Raw genomic sequence first — 25991 nt, 5'->3', positions numbered from 1 at the left:
AAATAAATTTTCACGAAGTGACAAGCATATTATGTTAAACGTATGCTATAAAAAATAAAAAGATCAAAAAAAGAGGTCACTTCAGTATGAAAATAATGAGGATTTTAATCATTCTCATCACGCTATTTACCAGCTTATTTCTCATCATTGGAGGAATAAGCTTAATTAGTGCAGGTGGATCGTTTTATTACCTTTTACTCGGTTTGATTTATCTAGCAAGTAGCTTTTTATTATATAAAAATAAAGCACTTGGTTTTTATTTAACGATTATTGCGCTGGTTTTGACTGGTCTTTGGGCAATTTACGAACGCGGTTTTGCTTTCTGGCCGATGCTCGCAAGGATCATGGTTCCGTTAGGCTTGGCTTTTGTGGCGCTCTATGCCTTACGCAAAGAGCATTACAATGCCAAAACGTTAGGCTTGAGTTTAGGCTCACTGGTGATTTTCATTGGTATGGCGATTGCCGCTTTCTTTCCGCATGATGCCCAATATGCAAATGGCAAGTCGTATCAACCGCATACGCCTTTTGGAATGCCTGAAAACTGGACAGCCTATGGCCGTACCAATGAAGGAACCCGATTTTCACCGTTTACCTTGATTAACCGTGATAATGTCAAAAATCTGCAAGTTGCTTGGACCTATCAAACTGGCGATAAAGGCCCTGGGGTCGATCAAAACACGCCATTACAAATCGACAACTTGCTCTATAGCTGTTCACGTAACGGCATTATTGCTGCTTTAGATGTCGATACAGGAAAATCAGTCTGGAAGTTTGATGCCAATGGTCGATCACCTATGTGGCAACGCTGTCGAGGTTTGGGATATTTTGATGCACGTGTGGCAACACCTCAACGTTCAATTGGGCAAGTCGCATTAACCCGTGAAAATCATCGGGCACAATGTCAGCAGCGGATTGTACAAACCACCAATGATGCACGTTTATTAGAGCTGGATTCGAAAACGGGTCAGCCTTGTCAGGAGTTTGGTCAGCAAGGATATGTTGATTTGAAGACAGGCATGGGTGAGGTCAAACCTGGTTTTTATTTTCAGACTTCGGCACCACTGGTTGCAAACGATACTATCGTGATTGGTGGATGGGTGGTCGATAATCAGGAAGTTGCTGAACCTTCGGGAGTGATTCGTGGTTTTGATGCCAAAACAGGCGAACTGAAATGGGCATGGGATTTGGGTAATCCTGCGATTGATAAATTACCGCCTGAGGGGCAAACCTATACACGAGGTACGCCAAATTCATGGACGACTTTAAGTTATGATGACAAACTCGGATTAGTTTATATTCCATTGGGTAATAACACGCCTGATTACTATGGCAAAGAACGCCCTGAATTTTCGAATCAATATAATTCATCTTTGGTGGCATTGGATGTGCGTACTGGTAAAGAAAAATGGCATTTCCAAACCACACACTATGATCTTTGGGACTATGATTTGCCATCGCAGCCTGCATTGATGGATGTTCCAGATCAAAATGGTCAGATCGTTCCAGCGGTAATGCAAACCACGAAACGTGGACAAATCTTTCTGCTAAATCGTGAAACAGGTCAGCCAATTGCTGATGTCGTGGAAAAACCAGTACCTTCAAAAAGCCCGATTCCAGATGAAAAACCACTTTCTCCAACTCAGCCATATTCAGTGGGTATGCCAACCATTGGTGCTGATCATTTAAATGAGAAGAAAATTTGGGGTGTTACCTTATTTGACCAACTGGTATGTCGGATTCAGTTTAAAAAAATGAGCTATGAAGGCGACTTTACGCCAGTCGGATTCAATAAAACATTGGAACAGCCCGGAAATTTAGGTGGAATGAACTGGGGAAGTGTGGCCTATGATGCTAAAAATCAGATTGCCTATATGAACGATATCCGTATTCCATCTGTATTCTGGTTGGTAAAACGCGATGAGTTTGCACAGGTTAATAAAAAATATCCATCCGATGGTACAGGACATGGACCTTCACCACAGACGGGTACGCCGTATGGAATGGTCACCATGATGTGGACATCTGCCATGCAAACCCCATGTACTGAGCCACCGTTTGGTACGATTAGCGCGATTGATATGAAAAGTAAACAAGTGCTGTGGCAAGTTCCAGTAGGAACCACAAAAGACTTAGGGCCTTGGGGCATCAAGTCTCATATTCCTTTAGCGATGGGAATGCCAACCTATGCAGGTACATCGGTAACTGCTGGCGGAGTGTTATTTTTTGCGGGGAGTCAGGATTATTACCTACGTGCTTATGATGCAGCAACGGGTCAAGAAATCTGGAAGTACCGTTTGCCAGTGGGTTCTAGTGCCACTCCAATGACTTATGTGTCGCCTAAGACAGGGAAGCAATATATTGTGGTTTCTGTCGGCGGTGCAGCACATTCTAGCGAAGTGGGAGATTATGTGATGGCTTTTGCCTTAAATCAGTCATGATCAATCAATAGGTTAAAATGCAAAACAGCCAGTAATTTTACTGGCTGTTTTATTTTAGATAAAAGATCACTCGAATAAGTTAATCTTCATCTCTAACAATGAAACTTACAATAAACCAGGATTACCTTGAGCTGGATCAGTGGCACGAGCTGCTTGTGCATCTGCAACAGTTTTACCCAATGCTTTTGCGACACCTTCGCCATAAGCTGGATCGCAGGCGTAGCAGTTACGAATATGACGATATTGGATAAAGTCTAATGCGCCACCGACATTACGTGCAGTATTGTCAAATAAAGCCTGTTTTTGTTCAGCATTCATCAAATTGAACAAAGCGCGTGGTTGGCTGAAATAATCGCTATCATCTTTACGATAATCCCAGAAATCTGCATCCCCATTAATTTTTAATGGTGGTTCACGGTATTGGGGTTGTTCTTGCCACTGATGAAAACTATTTGGTTCATAGTGTGGAAGCCCGCCATAGTTACCATCCATACGACCTTGCCCATCACGGCGATTACTGTGAACAGGACAACGAGGGGCATTGACTGGAACCTGAATATGATTGACACCTACGCGGTAACGATGTGCATCAGCATAGTTCACCAAACGTGCCTGTAACATACGGTCTGGAGAATAGCTAATACCAGGCACTAGATTACTCGGTGCAAAAGTCGCTTGTTCAACATCTTGAAAATAGTTTTCAGGGTTGCGATTCAGTTCAAATTCACCGACTTCAATCAGTGGATAATCGCCATGTGGCCAAACTTTGGTTAAATCGAATGGATGATATGGGACTTTTTCTGCATCGGTTTCGGGCATAATTTGAACACATAATTTCCATTTTGGAAAATCACCGCGTTCAATGGCATTAAACAAATCAGATTGACTACTTTCTCGGTCTTTACCAATGAGAGCTTCGGCTTCAGCATCGGTTAGATTTTTAATCCCTTGTTGAGTGCGGAAGTGAAATTTAACCCAGAAGCGTTCGTTATTGGCATTAATAAAACTATAGGTATGGCTACCAAAACCATGCATATGACGATAACCATCTGGAATACCACGGTCAGACATTACGATGGTGACTTGGTGAAATGCTTCAGGTAAAAGTGTCCAAAAATCCCAGTTGTAAGTAGGATTACGTAAGTTGGTTTTAGGATCACGTTTAACTGCTTTGTTCAGATCAGGAAACTGGCGAGGATCACGGAAAAAGAACACCGGCGTATTATTTCCCACCATGTCCCAGTTACCTTCTTCGGTGTAAAACTTTAAGGCAAATCCACGAATATCACGCTCTGCATCGGCTGCACCACGTTCACCTGCCACGGTAGAAAAACGGGCAAACATTTCAGTTTTTTTACCAATTTCACTGAAAATTTTAGCGCGGGTATATTGAGTGATGTCATGGGTTACAGTAAATGTTCCAAATGCACCTGAACCTTTGGCATGCATACGGCGTTCTGGAATGACTTCACGGGCAAAATTGGCTAACTTTTCATTGAGCCAGAGATCTTGAGTAAGAAGAGGGCCACGTGCACCTGCCGTCATACTATTCTGATTGTCTACAACAGGCGCACCTGCATCAGTAGTAAGGTGGGTGACTGGACACTTTAGTTTATCGTCACTCATTTTAATTCTCCATAAAACAGGGTCTTGTGATTAAAATTCTAATAATGTCATGGGTATAGCAATACTATATAACTAACATTCCCAACCTTAAATGACATTGGATATTTTGTAAAAAATAATCGAATCTGTGATGCCTGAGGTCAATATCTTATGCAACATAAAAGCGCTGTATTGCAATATGATGAATCGACTTAAAGAGGGCAATCCATTCCGTGTAAATGATTCATGCATTTAACATACGCTGTATTTTGTACAATGTAAAAACGATTAAATTTATTTTTATAAGAGATAAAATCGATTATTATCAAGATGTTTGGATAAATCCATAAATGGCGATTTGAATATCCTGTTCAAGGCGTTCCCAGTCAGTTGTTTGATCGTGTTGCGAAACCATCAGCGTTTGGGAAATAAAACCATAACTAATACGATGAATATTGAGTGCAAGCCATTCAACATCCATCAGCACATGTTCGGGATGTTGCTTTAGCACAAAACACCACGCCTCTACGTGTTGTGAATAATGCTTTTGATAAATCTCGGTATTTGAAATTTGTCGTTCCAGAAGAAATAATTTTTTCCAGAGAGTACCGTGTTCAGCAATGCGTTCAAGCTGTAAGTGGATCAATGCCTGAATATAGGTATTGAAATTGGGACTTGGTTTGAGAGCTTTTTCAGACGCTTGCTGTAGAGACAGCGCATTACGCTGCACATAATGATGAATGGTCAGCGCGAGTAAATCTTCTTTTTGGCTGAAATATTCATAAAAAGTCCCGAGACCAACACCTGCCAGATCGGTAATTTCCCGAATCGTGATCGCATTCGCTTCTTTCTCCAGTAAAAGCTGAACAAAGCTATCTATCAGTGCATCCTGAGTAAATCGGGCTCTTGACTGCTTGGGCTTTCTACGCACTTTGATACTGGTGATTTTCATAAATTAAATCCGAACACTTTAGGTCTGATTTGTTCCTATACTGTTATAAAAATAATCAAGGATAAGCAATGAATACAAGGATGATCCATCAGATCGAAAATCAGTTTGATGAGCTACAGAACTATAACTTATATCGAACCGATCCTGTTTTACAAGAAATCCTGATGCGTTATGGCAGTCAGGATCAAGCGTTGCTTGTAGAATTGGGCGAGAAAGTGGGCACTACTCAGGCCTATCTATGGGCTGATCAAGCCAATCGGCATACGCCAGAATTACACGCTTTTGATGCGCGCGGTCGTCGTATCGATGATCTGGAATTTCATCCCGCATGGCATGCATGGATGAAGTTAAATCGTCAATATGGCGTACATGCGCATCCGTTTATTGCCGCGCAGTCTAAGACAAATTGGGTTGATTGGGCTGCACGGTTTTATCTGAGTGGACAAGTGGAATGTGGAAATTTATGTCCAAATGCCATGACTTTAGGCAGTATTCCATTATTACAGCGTGAGCCGAAGTTGTGGCAACAGTTAGGAGAAAAGCTGTTATCGACAAATTATGATGAGCGTGATGTGCCCATTTCAGAAAAATCATCGATCTGGATTGGCATGGGCATGACTGAGAAACAAGGTGGCTCAGATGTTCGTGCCAATCAAACTTTGGCAAAACCGATTGCAAGGTCTGGTCGGGGGCAGGAATATTTACTCACAGGGCACAAATGGTTTTTTTCAGCCCCGATGTCGGATGCACATTTAGTGGTTGCACAAACCCCGACAGATGGAATAGGTTGTTTCTATGTGCCGCGTTGGTTAGAAGATGGCACAAAAAACAGCGTACATATTCAGCGTCTTAAAGATAAAGTAGGGAATCGTAGTAATTCAAGCAGTGAAGTTGAGTTTCATGATGCATGGGGCATTATGATTGGAGAGGAAGGGCGAGGTATTCCGACCATCATAGAAATGGCAGCATATACTCGGTTGACATGTGTCGTGGGAAGTTCTGCCATTTTGCGTCAGGCTTTGGTGCAATGTATTGCTTATACGCGTCAGCGCAAGGCATTTGGCAAAGTCCTTGCTGATCAGCCTTTAATGCAGGCTGTTTTGACAGATTTGGCCTTAGAAAGTGAAGCAGCAGTCCAACTCAGCATGCATTTAGCTGCGAGTTATCAAGATCAGGATGATCTGTCACAGGCATGGGCGCGTATCATGACCCCTGCTGCAAAATTCTGGATTTGTAAGCGTGCCGTTGAACTGACAGGTGAGACGATGGAAGTGTTTGGTGGTAATGGTTATGTCGAAACTGGAATGATGGCACGACTATTTAAAGAAGCCCCTGTCAATTCAATTTGGGAGGGCTCGGGTAATGTCATGTGTCTGGATGTATTACGCGCGATTCAACGTCATCCAGCATCGATTCAGACTTTATTTGAATCTTTTTATGACGTGACCTCGCAGGTGCCACAACTGCACAATGAAGTGAATCAATTATTGGATGTCTTAAAACAATCGCCTGAACAACTGCAATTTATGGCAAGAAGTTTTGTGAGTCGTTTAGTGATACTCGCTCAGGCTGTATTATTAAAACGTTATGCACCTGATGAAGTTGCAAATACTTTTATCCAGTCGCGTTATAGTATGTTTCATGGTCGTGTGACAGGATTAATTTTAATGCCAGAAACAGATCCAGACGCAAGAATAGTACAACAGATATTAGAGCGTAGCTTACCAATCTAAAAAACGCTTAATTGAAGTAAAAAATAAGGGCACAATCGATGTGCCCTTATTTATCAGAATCTTAGTTGGGTCAATTTAAACGGATAAACGATTAGATTTAACCATATCGCCCAAACCATGCTTTTTAAAATAATATTCCATCCAACTTTTAACCATCAATGGATTATTCATTTTAACCACTTCACTCAGTAACTTTTCTGCATCACTCATAGGTACATGGCAAATGGCTTTACGTACCCGTAAAATATTACTCGAACTCATGGAGAGTGTATTGAAACCCATGGCCATCAATAGAATTGCCGAGAAAGGATCTCCTGCCATTTCGCCACAAATACTCACAGGCTTTTCATATTTATGGCATTCTTTCACCAGACGTTGCAAAGCACGTAATACCGATGGATGAAAGTGTGAATACACGCTAGAAACGCGAGGGTTATTACGGTCAACCGCCAGTAGATATTGAATCAGGTCATTTGATCCCACAGAGAAAAAGTCGACCAATTCTGAAAACTCATCGATCTGTAACAGTACACTTGGAACTTCGACCATAATCCCAATTTTGGGTTTGGTAATTTTAACCTGTTCTTCTTCTTGTACGGCGATCCAGTCGCGTTCCAATAAATACAAGACTTCTTCGACTTCACTGACGCTCGTCACCATTGGCAATAAAATATGCAGGTTATTTAAGCCAATGCTTGCTTTGAGCATGGCGCGAACCTGTGTCGAGAAAATCTCTGGATGATCAAGGGTAAAGCGTAAACCACGCCAGCCAAGTGCCGAGTTTTCTTCTTCAATACTAAAATAAGGTAAGTCTTTATCTGCACCAATGTCCAGTGTACGCATAGTCACAGGTTTGTTGGCAAAGTGACTGAGTTGCTGACGATACATGGCGCGTTGTTCTTCTTCGCCTGGGAAGCGATCACGCAACATAAATGGAATTTCACTGCGGTACAAGCCCACGCCTTTGGCACCACGTTGTACGCCGCGAACCACATCGATCATTAAGCCTGTATTGACATATAAACGGACTGCAACACCATCAGGTGTAATCGCATCGCGGGTTTCGTACTGTTTTAAATCTTTGGCGATTTGTTCTTCTTCTTTTTGAATCTCTTTATAACGTTGGCGCATCCGTCGTGGGGGATTGATAAAAACACGTCCCTGATAGGCATCGACGATCATTTCTGCATCATCAAGGGTGTTAATCGGCAATTCGGTCACACCAACTACGGTCGGAATTCCGAGAGCACGTGCCACAATCACCATATGTGAATTTGCCGCGCCTTCTGTGGTGACAATGGCAGCAATATTATCGACAGGCAGTTCTACCAGTGCGGCTGTGCTGATTTCTTCACCAATAATAATACTGTCTGGGCTAATTTCACGATGACTAGAATCGGCTTCCTGTAATGAGGCCAAAATCCGTCGCCCAAGATCTTTTAAATCTGAAACGCGTTCACGCAGATAATCATCTTCCATTTGCGCAAACAGACTGATGTGTTTATCAATCACACGGCGTACCGCACCTTGCGCCCAGTTTCCAGCCCGAATCAGTTCTTTAATCTCGGCAGGCAGCGCATTTTCATCTAGCATGCGTAAAAATACGCTAAAGAGTGCGCGTTCTTCTGACATCAGTGAGTCTTGCATCTTTTCATCAAGCGATTGAATTTCAGTGCGTACTGAAAGAATGGCTTGATCTAGAAGTTGTAATTCATCACTGATATCTTCGGCTTCACGATCAGGAACGGCTGCCAAGTCCGCAGGGGGATAAAGCACAATCGCCCGACCTAAGGCAATACCTCCCGCGCCAGAAACACCTTGAAAAGTTTTATAGGCAGCGCCAGAAGTTGGTTTACGAAAGACATCGATATTACCCACCGCATGGGCATGTGCAATCACCCCTGAAAGTTGAGCGCATAACGTCACGAGGAATGACTCAGCGGCTTCGCTAAAATCCTGAGGTTCTTTATTTTGAACCACCAATACACCCATCACCTTACGGCGATACATGACGGGTACGCCAAGAAAGGAGTGATAAATTTCTTCACCTGTTTCAGGTAAATAGGCAAAGCGTTCGTGTTTGGAGGCATTTTCCAGATTGACAATTTCTTCGCGCTGTCCGACCAAGCCGACCAAACCTTCACCGACATGCAATGAGACATTGCCGACAGAATCTGGATTGAGACCTTTGGAAGCCATGAGTAAATAACGCTGATTGCGTTCATCCAGTAAATAGATAGAACAGACATCAACTTTCATGGCTTCGGCGACCTGATTCACCATAATGTCCAAAGATTCATGCAAACTCACCGACGCATTGATCTCCTGAACAATCCGTCTTAAGGTGTCGAGTTGCATGTTTGACATGAATATATGCTCCAAAAAATGAATCGCGCTTAGTGATGTTATAACAGCACTCAGTCAAAAAATCACTTGCTAAAGAAGTGATTTTTCAGCCGATTGTTGCTGCGGCAATAACATACATAATTCCATCATGGCTCTGCGGTAAACATCACGTTTGAAGTTCACTACTTGACCCAGTGGATACCAATAGCTGACCCATTGCCATTCATCAAATTCGGCAGGGTCAGAGAGGTTTAACTGAATATTGCCCGCAGGAGCGGTGAGTTTCAGTAAAAACCATTTTTGTTTTTGTCCGATACAGACAGGATCTGAGTCCGGTCGAATGTATCGGTGTGGCAAACGATAACGCAGCCAACCTTTGGTTTGCGCAATAATCTGGACATGTTCAGGCAAGAGGCCGACTTCTTCTCTCAGCTCACGGTAAAGTGCCTGTTCAGGGGTTTCTCCAAACTGGATTCCTCCTTGTGGAAATTGCCAAGCATTGTGACCAATGCGTTTTGCCCATAAAACCTGTCCGTTATCATTTGCCAAAATGATCCCGACGTTGGGTCGGAAACCTTCAGAGTCGATCATTTGGCTACCTAAATTTTATCAATATCGTTGACTTTGAAATCGGGGGCGGTCACTCTTGAAGCCCAGCTCGAAAAGATCAAAGTAAAATGCATTAAAATTGCTATGATCTTAACGAATTTCTATCGACTAGCGGAGATAGATTTACATTTTTTTTCTTAAATTTCAGTTTTAACGAGTATTTTCATGAAATTGGCTTTGTTTGATCTCGATCACACCTTACTTAATACAGATTCTGACCATTCTTGGGGAGAGTTTTTGGTCAATGAAGGTTTAGTCGATCCCGTACATCATCGTCAGATGAATGATCAATTTTATGAAGACTATAAAGCAGGGCAACTTGACCCGATTGCTTATAATGAGTTTGTTTTTCAGTTTTTGACTCGGCATGACAATGCCTATTTAACCGAATTGCATCAGTTATTTATGCAAAAGGTGATTCGCCCACAAATGCGTCCACAAGGTTTTGCAGCGATTGAACATCATAAAGCCTTGGGGCATGAGATTGTGGGGATTACTGCGACCAGTGATTTTATCACTGCGCCTATTTTTCGTGAGTTTGGGATTACAAACATTATTGCCACCAATGCCGAAGTGGTCGAAGGCGCTTATACAGGCAAGGTCGCAGGATTACCATGTTATCAACAAGGTAAATTGCTTCGTCTGGATCAATGGTTAGATGGTCGTCAAGTAAATGAATCTTGGGCGTATTCAGATTCAATCAATGATCGATTTTTACTTGAATATGCAACGCATGCGATTGCGGTAAATCCAGACGATCGTTTAGAGACATTGGCGCAAGAGAAAGGATGGGAAGTTCAGGATTGGTCGATTTAAGTTTTCAGTCTAGATATAGCTTTAGTTTATATTTTGATCAGCTAAAGAGTTTCTAGATTTTTGAGATTTGGATCGAGGTTGTCTATTTTTATGTTTACCTTACTTTTCAAAGATGAAAAGTAACAAAAATCTTTTGCTGGATTGACGATGCATCCCTGCAACCGCAATCCAGCGTGGCGACATCCATGTCGCCTGTCACGATGACCCTTATGGGTTGAGCATTTTATTTCCTATTCCTTGATACGTTCCCAAAATGTCACGTCCGATAAAGTGTGTTGGAACTTATGTGCAGTTTCTCGAATTACAAAAGGCGTTTTTTGTGGTGGGGAAATCAAACGAAAATGTTGATCTAATAATTCATGTAAGCCATCCAGTGTGGTGAAATTCTCGCCGTCTTTTTTAAACCCGCCAATCCATTCTTCGCGTGGGGTATGCTCTTCTAGCCATGTGTAAGGTGAGGCAAGCATCAGCACACCGCCAATGTTTAAACGTTCATGAATCTGCTTTAAAAATTTACTTGGACTATATAAACGGTCAATGAGGTTGGACGCGAAGATAAAGTCATAAGCGGTAAAATGAGGTTTGAGATTACAGGCATCTCCTTGATAAAACTCAACCCGATCTTGAATAGATTCAAGACCTAAATCACGTAAGGCACAGGACTTATAGTCGACTAATTCACCTTCAGTGGTCAGGGTGTAACGCAAAGTTTCTCCTTTGGCGAGTTGTACACCATGTTGGATAAAACGTGCTGAAAAATCAATGCCCGTTACATATTCAAAATGTTGAGCTAATTCAAAACTCGCGCGACCAAGCGCGCAGCCGATATCGAGTGCTTGTATTTTGGGTCGATCTCCCAAGGTTTGAATGGCTAAATCAACCAGTGCTTTGGAAAAGTTTTTGACACCAAAATATTCATCGCCATAATGAAATTCGGCATATTGCGACAGCAATTGATCAGTTTCATAGTGAGAGTCTGGATGTATAGCATTTTGTTCGGAAACCACGTAGCGAAATCCTGCATGTTGGAAAAAATGACGGCGAAATGCGTATCGGGAAGAAGACAAACTTTCATTCCCACAAGAAATCCACGAACCGCCTTTAATTAAGTTGTGCCGCCCATCGAAAGTGGGCGTAGTAAAATCGTCATAAATCGGATGAACATCAAAACCTTCAAATGGATAAATCGGGGTTTCTGTCCATTGCCAGACATTACCTCGCACATCAAAAAAATCGCCATGTTGAAATTGATCAATCGGACAGGAGGAGGCAGCATAGTCCAGATGTAAATTGGAGTCGGCAGGATGGTCATTGAGTTCTTTTAAACCTGCAATATCATACAAACGATACCATTCATCCTCTGTCGGTAAACGAACAGTTAAGCCACTCGTTGTTTTTTTCCAGAGACAAAATGCTTTAGCTTCATGGTAGTTGACTTCGACAGGCCAATCCCAGCGCATGGGCACCTCTTCGGTCATCAGACGCAGAAACCAACCCTGTTTTTTCTTGATCCAAAAAGTAGGATGACTCGCTTGGCTAAATTCTAGCCAAGATCGACCTTCTTCTAGCCAGTATTCAGGGGTTTGATAGCCGTGTGCCTCAACAAAATTTAAATATTCCTGATTACTGACCAGATATTTTGAGGCTTCAAATTCCTCAATCTCTGCTTCATGCTGACCGTATTCATTGTCCCAGCCATAGTACGCATCCTGTTTTTCTTTATTGAGTAAGACTTTTCCCGCAGATACTTTAAGCAGCATATTTTCGGGTGGATGACGACTTTGTGTATTGGCTTGCCAGCTTGGATGCGGTTTTACAAAACTTAGATCATGTTGGCGAATTAAAACCGAAGAGGTTTCCAGATGAATCCGCTCATGTTCAATCCCCATGATGATCGCCCACCACGGATGATTCCAGTCTATAGGCATAGTCAGTGGTGCATGTTCGATTAAATCTAATATGAGGTGACGGACTTTATCGCGATAGGCTTTGACTTGTTGGGGCGTTGGCCATTCATAATGGGTATCATCCAGATCATCCCAACTCATTTCATCGACGCCGACCGCAAACATCGATTCCATTTTCTGATCAACCCGCTGTTCAATCATGCGGGTCAATAACAGTTTATTCACAAAAAAAGTCGCAGTATGCCCGTAATAAAAAATCAGGGGATGGCGTAAGGAAATTGGTTTTTTATAAAATGCCTCATCACTCGCCAGACATTCAAATAGGCATTCATAAGTATCAAAAGTATTTAAGAAATAATCTCGTAAAATCACGCGCATGCTGGCACTGTCATGATCACGTAAATTGGGTGTCCGTAGCAATTTCGGACGAGTACTGTTTGCAGACGTATTTTGACTTAAAACTTCAGATGTTTTGATCGCACAAGTGGCTGGGGTTGGATCATCAGTATTTTGTTCGCTGGCTAATTTTGAAGTTTCGGTCAACATGCTGAGGCTCCATCTTGGCAGGCTATCATTCGATTTTTATTTAGCTTCACCATGCTTTGATATTTCAGTACTTCGATATTTCAATCATATTGATTTGTTATTCTTGAATAGGAATAAGGCATGGCTTAAGCACCAACTTACTCCTATTTGGCTTTAGGTTTTTTATAGTTCAGTAAACAGCGGTAAATCTGGGTTACATAGGTCTCAAAGATTTATTGTGTAAAAGATTTATTGTGTAAATGACATTGTACTAAATGAATAAGCGCTTGAGCTGCTTTGGATTGACTACGTGATGGATGCCAGACCATGCCTAATTGTCGGTGTAGTTCCATATTTAGATCGAGTTGCTGCAAGTCCTGATTCACCAGCGTTTTAGGTAAAACAGACCAACCTAAACCAATCGAAACCAGCATTCGAATGGATTCAAGTGGATTATTACTCATGGTGATTTTGGGTTTGAGGCCATGTTTTTCAAACTCAGCTAAAGTGATTTGACTGGTATAGGTTTGTGCAGAGGGCAACAGACTTGGATAATTTAGTAAATCTTCAAGGGTTAGATTTTTTTGCTGTGCCAATGGATGAAATGGGGCGGCTACAAAGACAAGTGGATCTGTCCAGACATTCATATAGCTTAAACGTTCATCGCCTTGGGGGGGGAGTGTTAAAAAAGCGAGTTCCAGATCACCTGCCAAGACTTGTTCATGTGCCTGTTCAGAATCTACAAAATGCACATCCAGTTTTACATTTGGAAACTCTTGTACATATTGTTTTAAATAATAGGGCAGATGATGCAAGCCAATATGATGGCTCGTCCCTATTTTTAAGCGACCTTGCACCTGATCATGTTCATGGCTGAGTGTGTAATGAATATCGCCGAGTTCATTCAGCCAGTTTTTGACTCGCGGTAACAAGGAGTGCGCTGCATGAGTGGGTTGTACGCCACGACCTGCGGACTCAAATAATTTGACTCCAAAATATTCTTCCAGACTATGGATTCGTTTGGTGACAGCAGGTTGGGTAATAAACAACTGTTCGGCAGCCAGCGAAATTGAACCTGTTTCCATCACTTTTACAAAGGCTTCAAAGGCGGCGAGATTCATGGGGCAGTATTAAGTTCTTTGATTGACATCATCTTAACTTTAGTCAGCTAACAACAGCAAATGATTTTCACCCCCACCTTTCCAACACAAAGCGATCTGTTTGGTGAGTTTTAAGGCAAGTTTTTCTTCAGTGATTATTTTCTCTATTGCTTTAAAAGATAGTAATAAAACAGTTTTTAGATAATTAATAAAAAAAGCGATCTCTTAAAATTATTATTTTGAGGGGAACCTAATGAATAAACTGATCACTGTACTTATGTGCTGTACTGCTGTGTCATTGAGTGCATGTAGTAAACAAGCCAATCAATCAGAAGGCGAACAACAACCGCAGAGTCAGCAGGTTGCTGCAAACAAATTTAGTACGAATAATCTGGCAGATATCAAGACTGATACACAATTGATCGATCAAATTTCAACAAAAAATGTAGCAAAAGCATCTGAATTTCAAAATGAAATGATGAAAGCTATGCAAAGTGGTCAAGCCGATAAAGTTAAACAAACTTTAACATCCATGTTGCCTTTTATTGATAGCTTTAATAATGAATTGGCACAAGCTCAATTAAAAAGTGTTGAAGTCAGTAGCTTGAGAGACAAGTTGATTCAAATGAACAATTTATCTTTAAAAATGGTTGAACAAACAACAGCTACTCCACCTAATCCTGTTGAAGTTAAACAAACTCAAGAGGAAATGGCCACACTTCAAAAGCAATTGCTTGAACAACAAAAACGAATACAACAGAAATTATCTTAATCTGCACAGGGTATATTTATGAAAGATTTTCTTAAACTCGATACGATGATCACCCCGAAAATTATTACGATCATATATTGGTTAGGTCTAGTGGGTGTTTCGTTGACTTCTATGAGTATGCTATTTGGAATAGGTCGTTATGCCTATACTAATTTCGGCATGCGTTTTCTTATGGCTATTTTTGTCATTATTTTTGGCTTGGTGATAGTTCGGGTATATAGTGAATTACTCATTGTTATTTTCAAAATTCATGATAATTTGAAAAAAATCGCAGATAAAAGCTAAAAGTCCCCAGATCATCAAAAACATATTGCTAAGTACAAATAACCAGAGCGTTATATGCACTTAGCAATTTTTTTTGTAGAAATAAAAAGTAAAAATTTCATTCCAAAAAGTTTATTAATTTATAAAAATGATAAATTAGTTTTATGTAAAACATTCGCTATAATCAAGATAAGATTAGCATTACCCAGTCCAATGGCAAGCACGGTGGAGAGCGACGACATGGCAGGCAATACCCAAGGCGCAAAAACTTTATATGACAAATTATGGGATGACCATTTGGTCTCACAACGAGACGATGGTTCAAGCCTCATTTATATCGATCGTCATTTATTACATGAAGTGACCAGTCCGCAAGCTTTTGAAGGTTTACAACTTGCAGATCGTAAGCCTTGGCGTTTAAGTGCCAATATCGCAACGCCTGATCATAACGTTCCAACCTCCAAAAAAGAACGTGCGCAGGGGATTGCAGGGATTGAAGATGATACTTCACGCATTCAGGTACAAACCCTTGATGATAACTGCAAAACTTTCGATATCGTTGAATTTGGTATCAATGATATTCGTCAGGGTATTGCACATGTGGTGGGGCCTGAGCAAGGTTTAACTTTGCCAGGAATGACCGTGGTATGTGGTGACTCGCATACTGCTACACATGGTGCATTTGGTTGCTTGGCACATGGGATTGGAACATCAGAAGTTGAGCATGTCTTGGCAACCCAGTGCCTTGTTCAAAAGAAAATGAAAAACATGTTGGTTCGTGTCGATGGCACTTTAGGCAAAGGTGTCACCTCGAAAGATGTGGTCTTGGCGATTATTGGAAAAATCGGGACTGCGGGTGGAACAGGTCACGCGATTGAATTTGGTGGACAAGTCTTCCGTGATATGTCGATTGAAGGTCGTATGACGGTCTGTAATATGGCAATCGAAGCGGGCGCGCGCGTGGGCATGGTGGCAGTCGATGATAAAACCATTGAATATGTGAAAAATCGTCCGTATGCACCAAAAGATGAACAATGGGATCAAGCAGTCGCCTACTGGAATACTTTACATTCTGATCAAGATGCTCACTTTGATACAGTGGTTGTTTTGCAGGGTGAAGAGATTGAGCCACAAGTATCTTGGGGCACTTCACCTGAGATGGTCATTCCAGTATCGAAAGCTGTTCCGACATTGGAACAAGCCAAAGATGACGTACAACGCAATGACTGGACACGTGCTTATCAATATATGGGTTTAACTGCGGGTCAGGCATTGGAAGATATTCAGTTAGATCGCGTCTTTATTGGTTCATGTACCAACTCGCGTATAGAAGATATTCGTGCAGCCGCAGAAGTGGTGAAAGGTCGTAAGGTGGCTTCAAGCATTAAACAGGCGATGATCGTGCCGGGTTCTGGTTTGGTCAAACAACAGGCAGAGCAAGAAGGTTTAGACCAAATTTTCTTGGAAGCAGGTTTTGAATGGCGTGAACCGGGTTGTTCAATGTGTTTGGCCATGAATGCAGATAAGTTACAACCAGGCGAGCATTGCGCTTCAACGTCAAACCGTAACTTTGAAGGGCGTCAGGGCAATGGGGGAAGAACGCATTTGGTCAGTCCAGCAATGGCCGCAGCAGCCGCAATTGCGGGTCATTTTGTTGATGTTCGTTCATTCTAAGGAAGCAAACCATGAAAAAATATACAGTTGAACAGGGTATTGTTGCACCTTTGGATCGTGCCAATGTCGATACCGATTTAATTATTCCAAAACAGTTTTTAAAATCGATCAAACGTACAGGTTTTGGCGATAACTTATTTGATGAGCTACGCTATTTAGACGAAGGTTATTTGGGACAGGATATTAGCAAGCGCCCTAAAAATCCTGATTTTGTTTTAAATAAGCCACGCTATCAAGGTTCAAATATTTTATTGGCACGGACCAATTTTGGCTGTGGTTCAAGCCGTGAACATGCACCGTGGGCATTAAATGAATACGGTTTTCGTACCGTGATTGCACCAAGTTATGCGGATATTTTCTTTAATAACTCGTTTAAGAATGGGATGTTGCCTGTAATTTTGCCAGAAGATATTGTAGATCAGTTATTTAAAGAATGCGCTGCAAACGAAGGATATCAACTGACTGTTGATTTAGCGGCACAGGAAGTACGTACGCCATCGGGTCAGGCATTTACATTTGAAATTGATTCGTTCCGCAAGCATTGTTTGTTGAATGGTTTGGATGATATTGGCTTGACCTTGCAAAATGCCGATGCAATTCGTGCATTTGAAGCGCAGGCCAAACAGTCACGTCCTTGGGTATTTCAGGAGTTGCAGCAGTAAATAGGAGAGCGGTACTTTTTAAAGATAGCAATAGCATAGAAGCTCAACTCTTGTTACCATGCAGGCTAAAAGATGTTGAAAAACTTTACTCTGAATAAGGTTGGGCTCTGACAATGAAGAGGACATTTCTCCATAGTGTGATGCTTGGAATATGCTCAGTTGCACTGAGTGCATGTCAAAGCACAAACACAGTTGTTGATACATTACGTATTAAACAAGCGGGGATAGGAAATACTCGGGCCAATGCTTCTATCTATTGTGCTGGTGTCAAACATTGTGAGTTTGAGCGTCTAAATACAACGCCCATTATGGATGCAAATAGTCATCGGGTAAGTTCGGAAAGTCTTGAGCAGGGCATTGTCCGCTTACAGGGTTCTGTTTTTAGCTCACATAATGTCATGTATTTGTCTGTACCCGCAGATCAATATGAATTAGTGATTCGTTTCTATCCTATTTCACCTGATCGTGCTGAAACTTTTCATGTGATTCATCAGTTTAAATCGAATCAGCACTATACCTTTAAAATGTACCGTGATCGCTCCAAACATACAGGCGGAAGCTTACTCAATGTGTCTGCACCAGAGCCGTTATGTGTCGCAATGGAAGAGGGTCAGCGTACCATTCGCCGTTTTTGTCGTCCTTTTAACGCTGTGACAGGTTTGGGTGAGTTTGTAGAGCAAAAGGTTTAATGACCCATCAGCAAATTGGCTGATACAGTGAAAAAATGGAAAGAAGAAATGTCGAAACAAATTTTAATTTTAGCGGGTGACGGTATTGGCCCAGAAATTATGGCTGCCGCTGAAAAAGTATTAACTTCAGTTAATCAAAAATTTAATTTAGGTTTGAGTTGGGAACATGGACTGTTAGGTGGTTCTGCGATTGATGCACATGGTGAACCATATCCTGCGGTCACTTCGCAACAAGCCAAAAAAGCCGATGCAATTTTACTTGGTGCAGTCGGTGGGCCTAAGTGGGATACGATTGAGCGCTCGATCCGTCCAGAACGTGGCTTATTAAAAATTCGTAGTGAATTAAACTTATTTGCAAATTTACGCCCAGCGATTCTTTATCCGCAATTGGCAGATGCTTCAAGCTTAAAACCAGAGATCGTTGCTGGTCTGGATATTCTGATTGTTCGTGAACTGACAGGTGGTATTTACTTTGGTCAGCCACGTGGTATTCGTGAACTGGAAAATGGCGAAAAACAAGGCTACAACACCGATGTTTATAGCGAATCTGAAATTAAACGTATCGCCAAAGTTGCTTTTGAGATGGCAGGGTTACGTGGTGGTAAGGTTTGTTCAGTCGATAAAGCCAATGTGTTAGAAGTGACTGAGCTGTGGAAGCAAACTGTAACTGATTTGCAACAGGCTCATTATTCAGACATTCAGCTTTCGCATATGTACGTGGATAACGCAGCTATGCAATTGGTGCGTGCGCCAAAGCAATTTGATGTGATCGTCACAGGTAACTTGTTTGGTGATATTCTGTCTGATGAAGCAGCGATGTTGACAGGTTCCATTGGTATGTTGCCATCTGCGTCGCTAGATGAAAATGGCAAAGGCATGTACGAACCTTGTCATGGTTCGGCACCAGATATCGCTGGACAAAATATTGCAAACCCACTGGCCACAATTTTATCGGTTGCCATGATGTTGCGTTACACCTTCCGTGAAGAAGCAGCAGCAAAAGCGATTGAAGATGCTGTAGGTAACGTATTGGATCAGGGCTTGCGTACGGGTGATATTATGTCTGAAGGCATGACGAAGGTTGGTACTTCAGAAATGGGTGATGCTGTGGTTCAAGCACTGGCTTAATTTTGAATCATCAAGATTGGTAACAATAAAAATGCAGCTTCGGCTGCATTTTTATTAAATCCACATAATCATATATTTTTAACAAGCTCGACCCTGATATTGATAAGATTGAACAACGTTATTTTTGAGTAAAAATACAATATCGCATTTTATATTTAAATTATAACTATTTGCTCCGCTTGCACCTGTTTGAATGGTCATCCCGTCAAAACTTCTAGCCGCTGGAGTGGGGATGTTTAAAGAACGTATCACGGTATATGTGAGCTGATCTGATGTGAGAATAGGCTTTTGTGTTGTTTGATATCCCATGGATTTTAAGTTAATGGTTTGTTGCACTTGTTGAGTTGATTGCCCAACAAATTGTTGCAAATATGCATTAAGATCTTTAGATTTCCACCCTGTTGTGGTGCAGGCAGAAAATAAGCTAAAACAAATGCAAAGTGTTGAAAGTGCCATCCAAGATTTTTTCATTTTAAATATTCCATTTTCTTTTAAGGATAGGCTTTAAAAGCCTTAGTGTATGGGTTCGTAATTATATAAAAAAAACAGGTTATAAGTTGAAAATTCATCTAATTTTTTTAAAAACTCAATATTAATTTGAGTTATGTGAGTTCATGTATATAAAAAAAGCCACAGATAAACAGTGGCTTCTTTGCATTCACTAAACGGAATTAGCGCGCACGATAAGTAATACGACCTTTGGTCAAATCGTATGGGGTCATTTCAACTTTAACATTGTCGCCCGTTAAAATACGAATATAGTGTTTACGCATTTTACCAGAAATGTGTGCAATTACTTCGTGACCGTTTTCTAAACGTACACGGAACATCGTATTAGGAAGCGTTTCGGTGACAACGCCTTCGAACTCGATGAGTTCCTCTTTATTGGCCATAGCCTACCTGATGATCAAATTGGAAAGGCGCAAATTGTAGTCAATTTTTTATCAAAAAACAAGACCAGTGCCCCAATTTATGGTGCTTGTCAAAGTGGCAAATGGGTCAAATTCATTAAAAAAAATGTGTAAAAATGACCTGAATTGAGTTGTCAGTTTGGTCAATCAGCGGTAATCTAAATTACGTTTTTAAGTATAAATGAAGAACATACAAGGAAGGATGTCACGTGGGTCAGCTAACAGATGCGTCGGTTGTATTACGATTTGGCTATCAGGCGATTCGTCGTGCGGGATTGCCAACCGAAGAAATTTTAACAAAAGCGGGTGTTGCCTTAAATCAGGTGGATACCAATACCCGTACTCCTTTAAATGCGCAATATGCCTTTTGGATTGCGGCAGAAGAAGTGAGTAAAGACCCCGATATTGGTTTGCATTTGGGTGAGCATTTACCTTTATATCGTGGTCAGGTGATTGAGCATTTATTTATTAGTAGTGCAACATTTGGTGAAGGACTCAAACGAGCATTAGCCTATCAACGTTTAATTAGTGATGCTTTACAAGCGCGCTTAGTGGTCGATGAAAATGGATGTTACTTGACCAATGGCGAACAGTCATTCTCTGACAATATTGTCAATCGACATTTTTCAGAATGCGCTTTATCAGGCATCTTACGATTTTTTAAATTTATTACCGAAGGTGCGTTTAAGCCTATTTTTATTGATTTTGACTTTAATCAAGGCGCAGCAGAAGATGAATATATACGTGTGTATGGCTGCCCAGTCAGTCTAGGTCAAAAAGAAACACGGTTATATTTTGATGCCGATATTCTGGATTATCCACTGTGGCAAGCGGAACCAGAGCTATTGCAGTTACATGAACAACTTGCGATTGAAAAGCTTCAGGAGCTGGCACGCTATGATTTAGTCGGTGAAGTCCGCCGTGCGATTGGTTCAACCTTAGAAAGCGGTGAAACCACACTGGAAACAGTTGCAGCGCAGTTACACATTACACCGCGTCGCCTAAGAACTCAATTGAGCGAAGCCAATACCAGTTTTCAGCAGATTTTGTCAGATTACCGTTGCCGTTTAGCCAAGAAACTACTGGCTAATACCAATGAAAGTGTTGAACGTATTGTTTATCTAACGGGTTTTTCTGAACCAAGTACTTTTTATCGAGCATTTAAACGCTGGACCAATGAAACGCCAGTAGAATATAGAAAGCGTAAGCAGCGTTCTTCTTAAGACAAAGCATCCTCAATGGATGCTTTTTTTGAGTCAACCCCGCACTACGGAAATACCGCCGTCAACGTAAAGGGTTGAGCCTGTCATAAAACTCGACTCGTCACTCACTGCAAATAAAGCAGCGTGTGCAATTTCTTGAGGCTGTGCCATTCGTTTTAAAGCATGTAAATTCTGAATATGTTGACGTGCTTGTTCGTTATCTACAGCAGCACGTCCCATTTCTGTGTCTGTACCTCCCGGAATGAGACAGTTACAACGAATACCGAAGGCGCCATACTCTGCGGCAATCACCTGAGTTAAGCCAATTAAACCTGCTTTACTGGCAGCATAAGCCGCCATATTTGGAAAACCTATGCGATGCCCAACAAACGTCGAGGTAAATAAAATACAGCCCTTTTTTTGTTGAAGCATGGCGTTTAATTGCATTTGTGCAGCATAGAAATTTGCAGAAAGATTGGTGTTTAAGGTATTTTCCCATTCATTTTGACTGATTTGATGCGCAGGTTTTAATGCGCCTAATATACCCGCATTGTTAAAGGCAATATCAATGCGACCAAAACGTTGTAAAGCTAAGTCTAAAGCACGTTGCATGGTCGATGGATCACAAAGATCACCAACGACAGAGAAACACATATTGCCTTCTGCTTTAATGCGTTGCTCAAGCTCTTGAAGACGTTCGGCACGTCGAGCCACATTGATCACGATTGCACCTTGCTGCGCAAACAGTAAAGCACTTTCCCAACCGATACCTGAACTTGCACCTGTAATAATAACAATTTTATTTTCTAGACGTTTCATCATGAGTCTCAATGATATTGAAAGACTCATTTTGAAAATTTTGGGGGCAAGTAACGACCCGATTCTTGCGTTAATACAAAAATTAGGCAAATGCATCAGGCAGATTCAGCCAATGTGGTCCAAGTGGTGGTTGAGGAAGCTCAAATTGTTCTGGATAATAAGCCTGAATAAAATATAAGCCATGTGCTGGGGCTGTGATGCCTGCGGCCTTTCGATCCTGCGCTGCAAACATGGTATCAATATGATCTACGCCGTACAGTCCTTGCCCAATTTCAAGTAGACATCCCATGATATTACGTACCATATGATGTAAAAAGCCATCAGCTTGAATATCGAGTACCAAATAACGACCATGTTCAATGAGTTGGCAATGACTGACATGACGCACGGGTTGGTTGGATTGACATGCGGCTGCTCGGAAACTCTCGAAATTATGTGTGCCTTCAAATTTAGCTGCCGCTAGCTTCATTTTTTCCACATCTAGCGGCTGATAAATATGTGTGACTTGTTTATAAAGTAAGGCGGGACGATAGTTTGTGTTATACACCACATAACGATAGCGACGCGCGATGGCTTTAAAGCGCGCATGAAAATCAGGGGACATTTCCTTGATCCACTGGATCGAAATATCTTTAGACAATTGGCTATTGGCACCCATCATCCAGCCACGTTCAGGGCGTATGGCATGGGTATCAAAATGCGCCACCATATTGGTGGCATGCACACCCGCATCGGTACGACCTGCACCATGCAAAATAATCGGTTCATCTGCGATGGTACTTAATACACGCTCCAAAGCTTCCTGCACACTTGGTACGCCCGCTTGTTGCGTTTGCCAGCCCCGATAACGAATACCGCAAAATTCAATACCGATTGCAAAGCGCTGCATATTTAGACCTCAAAGATTAAGATAGTGTCCAGTGTTGCTCACGCAGTTCTGGGGAGTCAAATTGTAAATAAAGTTGCAATGCTTTGGCATATAAATCGGCATGGCTAAGGGTATTATTGATCAATATTTTGGCGCTATGGACCCATTCACTGACTGCATAACGCTGATCCATCTGACCAAAACAGACTTGAGTGGTTAAAATACTCAGGCAGTCTTGTTGTCGAAGCTGTTGCAAAAGTGAAATGAGTTCTTCATCAACAGCCAAATTACCTGTCCCAAAACCTTGCATAATTAAAAAATGCGGTGGATGTGAAACTAGGTTTTGTAATTGTTGCTTAAAAGCGTGTAGGCCAATCGGCTGTGCCATTATATTTAAAAGCGATAAATTTTGGCTACGTAATATTGTTTCATCATTGACCAGATAAGATGATGTTGCTGTGCCACAGTCTTTTTCGGCCAATATCCCAGTAAAAGCATCCAGCTCAGTGGTTTGTATTTTTAACGCGGTTTGTGCATGGAAAACCTGATGATGAAATGCCAAATAACTTCCTGCGGGTAATTTTACGACTTGATCAAGCGCGTAATATAAATTATCCAGTGCATCAGTAAATTCGCGGGTATCTGTTCCAGCTTTGTTGAGCAGGGGATACTGACTTCCTGTAATGACCAAATGACAGGATTGCCCTAAGAAACGTGCCAATGTGGCGGCAGCATAACTTAAGGTATCTGTGCCATGAATGACTACAAAATGAGCATAGCCCTGTAATTGTAACTGTTGTATTTGTTGAACCAACATAAGCCAGTCTGGCGCAGTACAGGCGCTACTATCTTTGATGACAGGTGCAGAAAAACAATCGACATGCAGCTCTATAGGAATGATGCGTTGTAGTTGGGGCATAAACTGGATATAAGGCATGGGTGCCAGAGGTTCTCCAACACAGCCAAAGGTTCCACCCATATAGATTAATGCAATTTTCTTCATAATAAAAAAAGCAGTCTGAACAGACTGCTTATGGTAGAACGATCTTTTTTAAGATGCTATGCGATTGAGTAAGTTTTTTGAACGTTCTCGCTGCTCAGTACTAAAAACTGTCTCATTTTTAGTTAATAAAATCCGTGCTGAATCATAGGCACCCAATTCAACATATTTTATTGCAAGATCAAGATCTAATTGAGTTTCATTAACCTGAGCAAGTTCTGGAAAAGATTGAACCAATGGATCATTTAAATCAAAGGCAGAAGATGCAGTAGAAACCTGAGATGGAGGCTGGGTAACGGGCTCCGCTACTTGATCAAAGGATAATACAGGTTCTGCACTTGGTTCTAACTGTGTTGCTGTTGGTTCAAGTTCTAACTGATCAAACTTAAATTCAGGTAATGTCTCTGCTAGCTGCTCTGGAGGGGCTTCTTGAGTGGTGTTTTCAGGACTTAATGCAGGTTGTGGAGCAAAATCTAAATTGGAAAAATCGAGATTGCTTGGCTCTGCTAATTTTGCATCTGTACTAGATTCTTGTGCAAAATCAACATTAATATTTTGCGCTGTTTCAATATGATGATTTGAAACTTCTCTAGGTTCTAAGCTTAATGAAAACTCAGTTAAATTCTCAGATGGTGCTTCAGGAGGTGTCGGTATTTGTTCGCTAGGTTTTGCTGTTTGATCAAAAGAAAAATTAAATTCCAGTGCTTCTATTTCAGCAGAATCTTGCTTTTTGCTTTCAATATGATCAGTGGTAATTGCATTGTTTTGCTGCACTGGCTGAACCAAAGCATCAAAATCGGCATCACTGATGACAGGGGGCGCTGTTGCTTCTGCTTGTGGTGGTGCAGTTGAAGGAAAATCTAAACCGGTTGCAGAAAACTCGATTGAATCAGGTTGCTTTTGTTGATCATACTCACGTTTTTTAGCTTCTGCCTGCATCACAATATCTTGTAAATCAAGTGCGCGCAGGTGAGTAATTAATTGATCAACAGCAAATTCATCTTTTTGTAGAATATGAATATCTAACAGGTGTAGATATAATCCGTGTTGTGAATTATCGCGGTTTAAAGCCTGATTAATTTGTGCTTCTGCAGTAGAATAATTTCCAGATTGGATCAGTGAAATAATCTTTTGATGTAATTCCTGAGAAACGGGTGTGGTCTTTTTTTGTTCAGCAATAATCGTAGGTGTAACTTCGCGAGACTCATTACGAGGACGAGTTACCGATTTTCCTGCAGCTTTTTTTCCCTTTTTATTTGTATTGATCTTGTTTTTAGGTTTTTGTTCTTCTTTGCTGGCTTCCCGTTTTTTTAAAACAACCGCAATGACCAATAAAATAATAAACGGAATCACATACAACATGCTTATACCCCTTCAAGCATGAGCCATTTTCTTTGACTCATTTAAATATCTATGCGTTTGACTTTAACGAACTGACTTTTTTGCATTTTCTCGCTCTTTTAGCTGTTGCTGTAATTGTGCCAGACGCGCATTTAAAAGCTGGATTCTTTGATCCTTTTGTCTCAGAGCCAGTTCCATTTCAGTGACGCTTTGCTGTAATTTAACGGTTTTTTCTCGTGCTGTCATAACTTTTAATGACAACTCGGTGGTGCTTTTGTCTTGTTTTGTGCTGTGTTTTGCACTTCCTTGTGTGGAATCTTGTTCACTGTCTGCAACTAAGTTCATTTCAGCCTGATTGAGGCGATATTTTGCTCGTCCTGATGCTTGAGTCGAATTCGGCGCAGTTTTGACGGTAGCGGTTTTTTGTGGGCCCTGATCGACTGCCGCAGATAAGTTAAGTGCAACCCCCTGTCTTAAACGGTTGACATCACCCTGAATAAACGCGTGACTATTTTGTGCTTTGATTTGTTGCATGACTTGTGCAATGGGTTGATTGGTTTGAGTCGCAATTCGATTTGCAATACTCCATAGCGATTCATTACGTTGTACAACATGTTGATTTTCACTAGA

The 25991-nt window shown here is 41.4% G+C and carries 23 protein-coding genes; 10 read left to right on the top strand and 13 right to left on the bottom strand.

Going from position 1 to position 25991, the window contains the following annotated elements:
• Positions 1-95 precede the first annotated feature (95 nt).
• Positions 96-2438 carry a membrane-bound PQQ-dependent dehydrogenase, glucose/quinate/shikimate family gene (locus JR005_RS03095; protein WP_228731739.1) on the top strand — a complete coding sequence of 781 codons (2343 nt, stop codon included), beginning with the start codon at positions 96-98 and terminating at the stop codon, positions 2436-2438.
• A 105-nt stretch (positions 2439-2543) separates the two neighbouring features.
• Here the strand turns inward: JR005_RS03095 and JR005_RS03090 are convergent, their stop codons facing one another.
• Positions 2544-4064, bottom strand: coding sequence for a catalase (locus JR005_RS03090; RefSeq protein WP_004991461.1), 1521 nt, complete (start codon positions 4062-4064; stop codon positions 2544-2546).
• 304 nt (positions 4065-4368) lie between these two features.
• Entirely contained in the window at positions 4369-4995 is a 627-nt protein-coding gene (locus JR005_RS03085) for a TetR/AcrR family transcriptional regulator (protein WP_228731738.1), read from the bottom strand.
• A 68-nt stretch (positions 4996-5063) separates the two neighbouring features.
• On the opposite strand from JR005_RS03085, the gene JR005_RS03080 reads away from it, so the two are divergent.
• The gene (locus JR005_RS03080) at positions 5064-6728 is read left to right on the top strand and encodes an acyl-CoA dehydrogenase family protein (RefSeq protein ID WP_218665535.1); all 1665 of its coding nucleotides are present in this window, start codon (positions 5064-5066) and stop codon (positions 6726-6728) included.
• A gap of 75 nt (positions 6729-6803) precedes the next feature.
• Here the strand turns inward: JR005_RS03080 and ptsP are convergent, their stop codons facing one another.
• On the bottom strand, positions 6804-9095 hold the full coding sequence (ptsP, locus tag JR005_RS03075; RefSeq protein WP_004991456.1) for a phosphoenolpyruvate--protein phosphotransferase: 2292 nt from the start codon (positions 9093-9095) through the stop codon (positions 6804-6806).
• Between the two features lie 69 nt (positions 9096-9164).
• The gene (locus tag JR005_RS03070; protein ID WP_004991453.1) at positions 9165-9665 is read right to left on the bottom strand and encodes an RNA pyrophosphohydrolase; all 501 of its coding nucleotides are present in this window, start codon (positions 9663-9665) and stop codon (positions 9165-9167) included.
• 183 nt (positions 9666-9848) lie between these two features.
• On the opposite strand from JR005_RS03070, the gene JR005_RS03065 reads away from it, so the two are divergent.
• Complete coding sequence (locus JR005_RS03065) at positions 9849-10499, top strand: HAD family hydrolase (RefSeq protein ID WP_004991451.1); 651 nt, start codon at positions 9849-9851, stop codon at positions 10497-10499.
• Between the two features lie 230 nt (positions 10500-10729).
• Here the strand turns inward: JR005_RS03065 and ovoA are convergent, their stop codons facing one another.
• Positions 10730-12952, bottom strand: coding sequence for a 5-histidylcysteine sulfoxide synthase (gene ovoA, locus JR005_RS03060; RefSeq protein WP_004991446.1), 2223 nt, complete (start codon positions 12950-12952; stop codon positions 10730-10732).
• A 212-nt stretch (positions 12953-13164) separates the two neighbouring features.
• On the bottom strand, positions 13165-14052 hold the full coding sequence (locus JR005_RS03055) for a LysR family transcriptional regulator (protein WP_218665534.1): 888 nt from the start codon (positions 14050-14052) through the stop codon (positions 13165-13167).
• A gap of 232 nt (positions 14053-14284) precedes the next feature.
• On the opposite strand from JR005_RS03055, the gene JR005_RS03050 reads away from it, so the two are divergent.
• The 6 genes from JR005_RS03050 (at position 14285) to leuB (ending at position 19220) form a co-directional block, all read left to right on the top strand.
• The gene (locus JR005_RS03050) at positions 14285-14803 is read left to right on the top strand and encodes a hypothetical protein (protein WP_004991442.1); all 519 of its coding nucleotides are present in this window, start codon (positions 14285-14287) and stop codon (positions 14801-14803) included.
• Between the two features lie 18 nt (positions 14804-14821).
• A complete protein-coding gene (locus JR005_RS03045) occupies positions 14822-15088 on the top strand; it encodes a DUF4282 domain-containing protein (RefSeq protein WP_004991440.1) in 267 nt (88 codons plus the stop codon).
• 219 nt (positions 15089-15307) lie between these two features.
• The gene (leuC, locus tag JR005_RS03040; protein ID WP_010588573.1) at positions 15308-16741 is read left to right on the top strand and encodes a 3-isopropylmalate dehydratase large subunit; all 1434 of its coding nucleotides are present in this window, start codon (positions 15308-15310) and stop codon (positions 16739-16741) included.
• Positions 16742-16752: 11 nt separating this feature from the next.
• Positions 16753-17403 carry a 3-isopropylmalate dehydratase small subunit gene (gene leuD, locus JR005_RS03035; RefSeq protein WP_004991436.1) on the top strand — a complete coding sequence of 217 codons (651 nt, stop codon included), beginning with the start codon at positions 16753-16755 and terminating at the stop codon, positions 17401-17403.
• 113 nt (positions 17404-17516) lie between these two features.
• Positions 17517-18092 carry a hypothetical protein gene (locus JR005_RS03030; protein WP_004991435.1) on the top strand — a complete coding sequence of 192 codons (576 nt, stop codon included), beginning with the start codon at positions 17517-17519 and terminating at the stop codon, positions 18090-18092.
• Between the two features lie 48 nt (positions 18093-18140).
• A complete protein-coding gene (gene leuB, locus JR005_RS03025) occupies positions 18141-19220 on the top strand; it encodes a 3-isopropylmalate dehydrogenase (RefSeq protein ID WP_004991433.1) in 1080 nt (359 codons plus the stop codon).
• Positions 19221-19298: 78 nt separating this feature from the next.
• Here the strand turns inward: leuB and JR005_RS03020 are convergent, their stop codons facing one another.
• On the bottom strand, positions 19299-19691 hold the full coding sequence (locus tag JR005_RS03020) for a hypothetical protein (RefSeq protein ID WP_004991430.1): 393 nt from the start codon (positions 19689-19691) through the stop codon (positions 19299-19301).
• A gap of 200 nt (positions 19692-19891) precedes the next feature.
• A complete protein-coding gene (gene infA / locus JR005_RS03015) occupies positions 19892-20113 on the bottom strand; it encodes a translation initiation factor IF-1 (RefSeq protein ID WP_004718087.1) in 222 nt (73 codons plus the stop codon).
• A 227-nt stretch (positions 20114-20340) separates the two neighbouring features.
• Here infA and JR005_RS03010 point away from each other — a divergent pair, with 227 nt between their 5' ends.
• A complete protein-coding gene (locus tag JR005_RS03010; protein WP_004991427.1) occupies positions 20341-21354 on the top strand; it encodes an AraC family transcriptional regulator in 1014 nt (337 codons plus the stop codon).
• A 33-nt stretch (positions 21355-21387) separates the two neighbouring features.
• Here the strand turns inward: JR005_RS03010 and JR005_RS03005 are convergent, their stop codons facing one another.
• The 5 genes from JR005_RS03005 to JR005_RS02985 form a co-directional block, all read right to left on the bottom strand.
• The gene (locus tag JR005_RS03005) at positions 21388-22155 is read right to left on the bottom strand and encodes an SDR family oxidoreductase (RefSeq protein WP_228128169.1); all 768 of its coding nucleotides are present in this window, start codon (positions 22153-22155) and stop codon (positions 21388-21390) included.
• Between the two features lie 79 nt (positions 22156-22234).
• Positions 22235-23041 (bottom strand): tRNA pseudouridine(38-40) synthase TruA, encoded by an 807-nt coding sequence (gene truA, locus JR005_RS03000; RefSeq protein ID WP_218665533.1) that lies wholly within the window; start codon positions 23039-23041, stop codon positions 22235-22237.
• Between the two features lie 16 nt (positions 23042-23057).
• Positions 23058-24023, bottom strand: a complete 966-nt coding sequence (locus JR005_RS02995; RefSeq protein WP_218665532.1) for an asparaginase domain-containing protein — start codon at positions 24021-24023, stop codon at positions 23058-23060.
• Between the two features lie 48 nt (positions 24024-24071).
• Positions 24072-25382 (bottom strand): hypothetical protein, encoded by a 1311-nt coding sequence (locus JR005_RS02990; RefSeq protein WP_004994010.1) that lies wholly within the window; start codon positions 25380-25382, stop codon positions 24072-24074.
• A gap of 63 nt (positions 25383-25445) precedes the next feature.
• The coding region (locus tag JR005_RS02985; protein ID WP_416378505.1) for a FimV family protein at positions 25446-25991 on the bottom strand (546 nt) is incomplete at its 5' end.

The sequence above is a fragment of the Acinetobacter sp. Colony158 genome (assembly GCF_019264745.1).
GTDB classification, from domain to species: domain Bacteria; phylum Pseudomonadota; class Gammaproteobacteria; order Pseudomonadales; family Moraxellaceae; genus Acinetobacter; species Acinetobacter ursingii.
This window is presented reverse-complemented; position numbering and strand designations above follow the sequence as displayed.

Excerpts from the sequence above, each read along its gene's own strand:
- leuC (WP_010588573.1), top strand. The coding sequence starts at position 15,308 with ATGGCAGGCAATACCCAAGGCGCAAAAACTTTATATGACAAATTATGG.
- leuB (WP_004991433.1), top strand. The coding sequence starts at position 18,141 with ATGTCGAAACAAATTTTAATTTTAGCGGGTGACGGTATTGGCCCAGAA.
- JR005_RS03005 (WP_228128169.1), bottom strand. The coding sequence starts at position 22,155 with ATGATGAAACGTCTAGAAAATAAAATTGTTATTATTACAGGTGCAAGT.
- JR005_RS03085 (WP_228731738.1), bottom strand. The coding sequence starts at position 4,995 with ATGAAAATCACCAGTATCAAAGTGCGTAGAAAGCCCAAGCAGTCAAGA.
- leuD (WP_004991436.1), top strand. The coding sequence starts at position 16,753 with ATGAAAAAATATACAGTTGAACAGGGTATTGTTGCACCTTTGGATCGT.
- JR005_RS03090 (WP_004991461.1), bottom strand. The coding sequence starts at position 4,064 with ATGAGTGACGATAAACTAAAGTGTCCAGTCACCCACCTTACTACTGAT.
- ovoA (WP_004991446.1), bottom strand. The coding sequence starts at position 12,952 with ATGTTGACCGAAACTTCAAAATTAGCCAGCGAACAAAATACTGATGAT.
- JR005_RS03095 (WP_228731739.1), top strand. The coding sequence starts at position 96 with ATGAGGATTTTAATCATTCTCATCACGCTATTTACCAGCTTATTTCTC.
- JR005_RS03070 (WP_004991453.1), bottom strand. The coding sequence starts at position 9,665 with ATGATCGACTCTGAAGGTTTCCGACCCAACGTCGGGATCATTTTGGCA.
- JR005_RS03080 (WP_218665535.1), top strand. The coding sequence starts at position 5,064 with ATGAATACAAGGATGATCCATCAGATCGAAAATCAGTTTGATGAGCTA.
- JR005_RS02990 (WP_004994010.1), bottom strand. The coding sequence starts at position 25,382 with ATGTTGTATGTGATTCCGTTTATTATTTTATTGGTCATTGCGGTTGTT.
- JR005_RS03050 (WP_004991442.1), top strand. The coding sequence starts at position 14,285 with ATGAATAAACTGATCACTGTACTTATGTGCTGTACTGCTGTGTCATTG.
- truA (WP_218665533.1), bottom strand. The coding sequence starts at position 23,041 with ATGCAGCGCTTTGCAATCGGTATTGAATTTTGCGGTATTCGTTATCGG.
- JR005_RS03055 (WP_218665534.1), bottom strand. The coding sequence starts at position 14,052 with ATGAATCTCGCCGCCTTTGAAGCCTTTGTAAAAGTGATGGAAACAGGT.
- JR005_RS03030 (WP_004991435.1), top strand. The coding sequence starts at position 17,517 with ATGAAGAGGACATTTCTCCATAGTGTGATGCTTGGAATATGCTCAGTT.
- ptsP (WP_004991456.1), bottom strand. The coding sequence starts at position 9,095 with ATGTCAAACATGCAACTCGACACCTTAAGACGGATTGTTCAGGAGATC.
- JR005_RS03045 (WP_004991440.1), top strand. The coding sequence starts at position 14,822 with ATGAAAGATTTTCTTAAACTCGATACGATGATCACCCCGAAAATTATT.
- JR005_RS02995 (WP_218665532.1), bottom strand. The coding sequence starts at position 24,023 with ATGAAGAAAATTGCATTAATCTATATGGGTGGAACCTTTGGCTGTGTT.
- infA (WP_004718087.1), bottom strand. The coding sequence starts at position 20,113 with ATGGCCAATAAAGAGGAACTCATCGAGTTCGAAGGCGTTGTCACCGAA.
- JR005_RS03065 (WP_004991451.1), top strand. The coding sequence starts at position 9,849 with ATGAAATTGGCTTTGTTTGATCTCGATCACACCTTACTTAATACAGAT.
- JR005_RS03020 (WP_004991430.1), bottom strand. The coding sequence starts at position 19,691 with ATGAAAAAATCTTGGATGGCACTTTCAACACTTTGCATTTGTTTTAGC.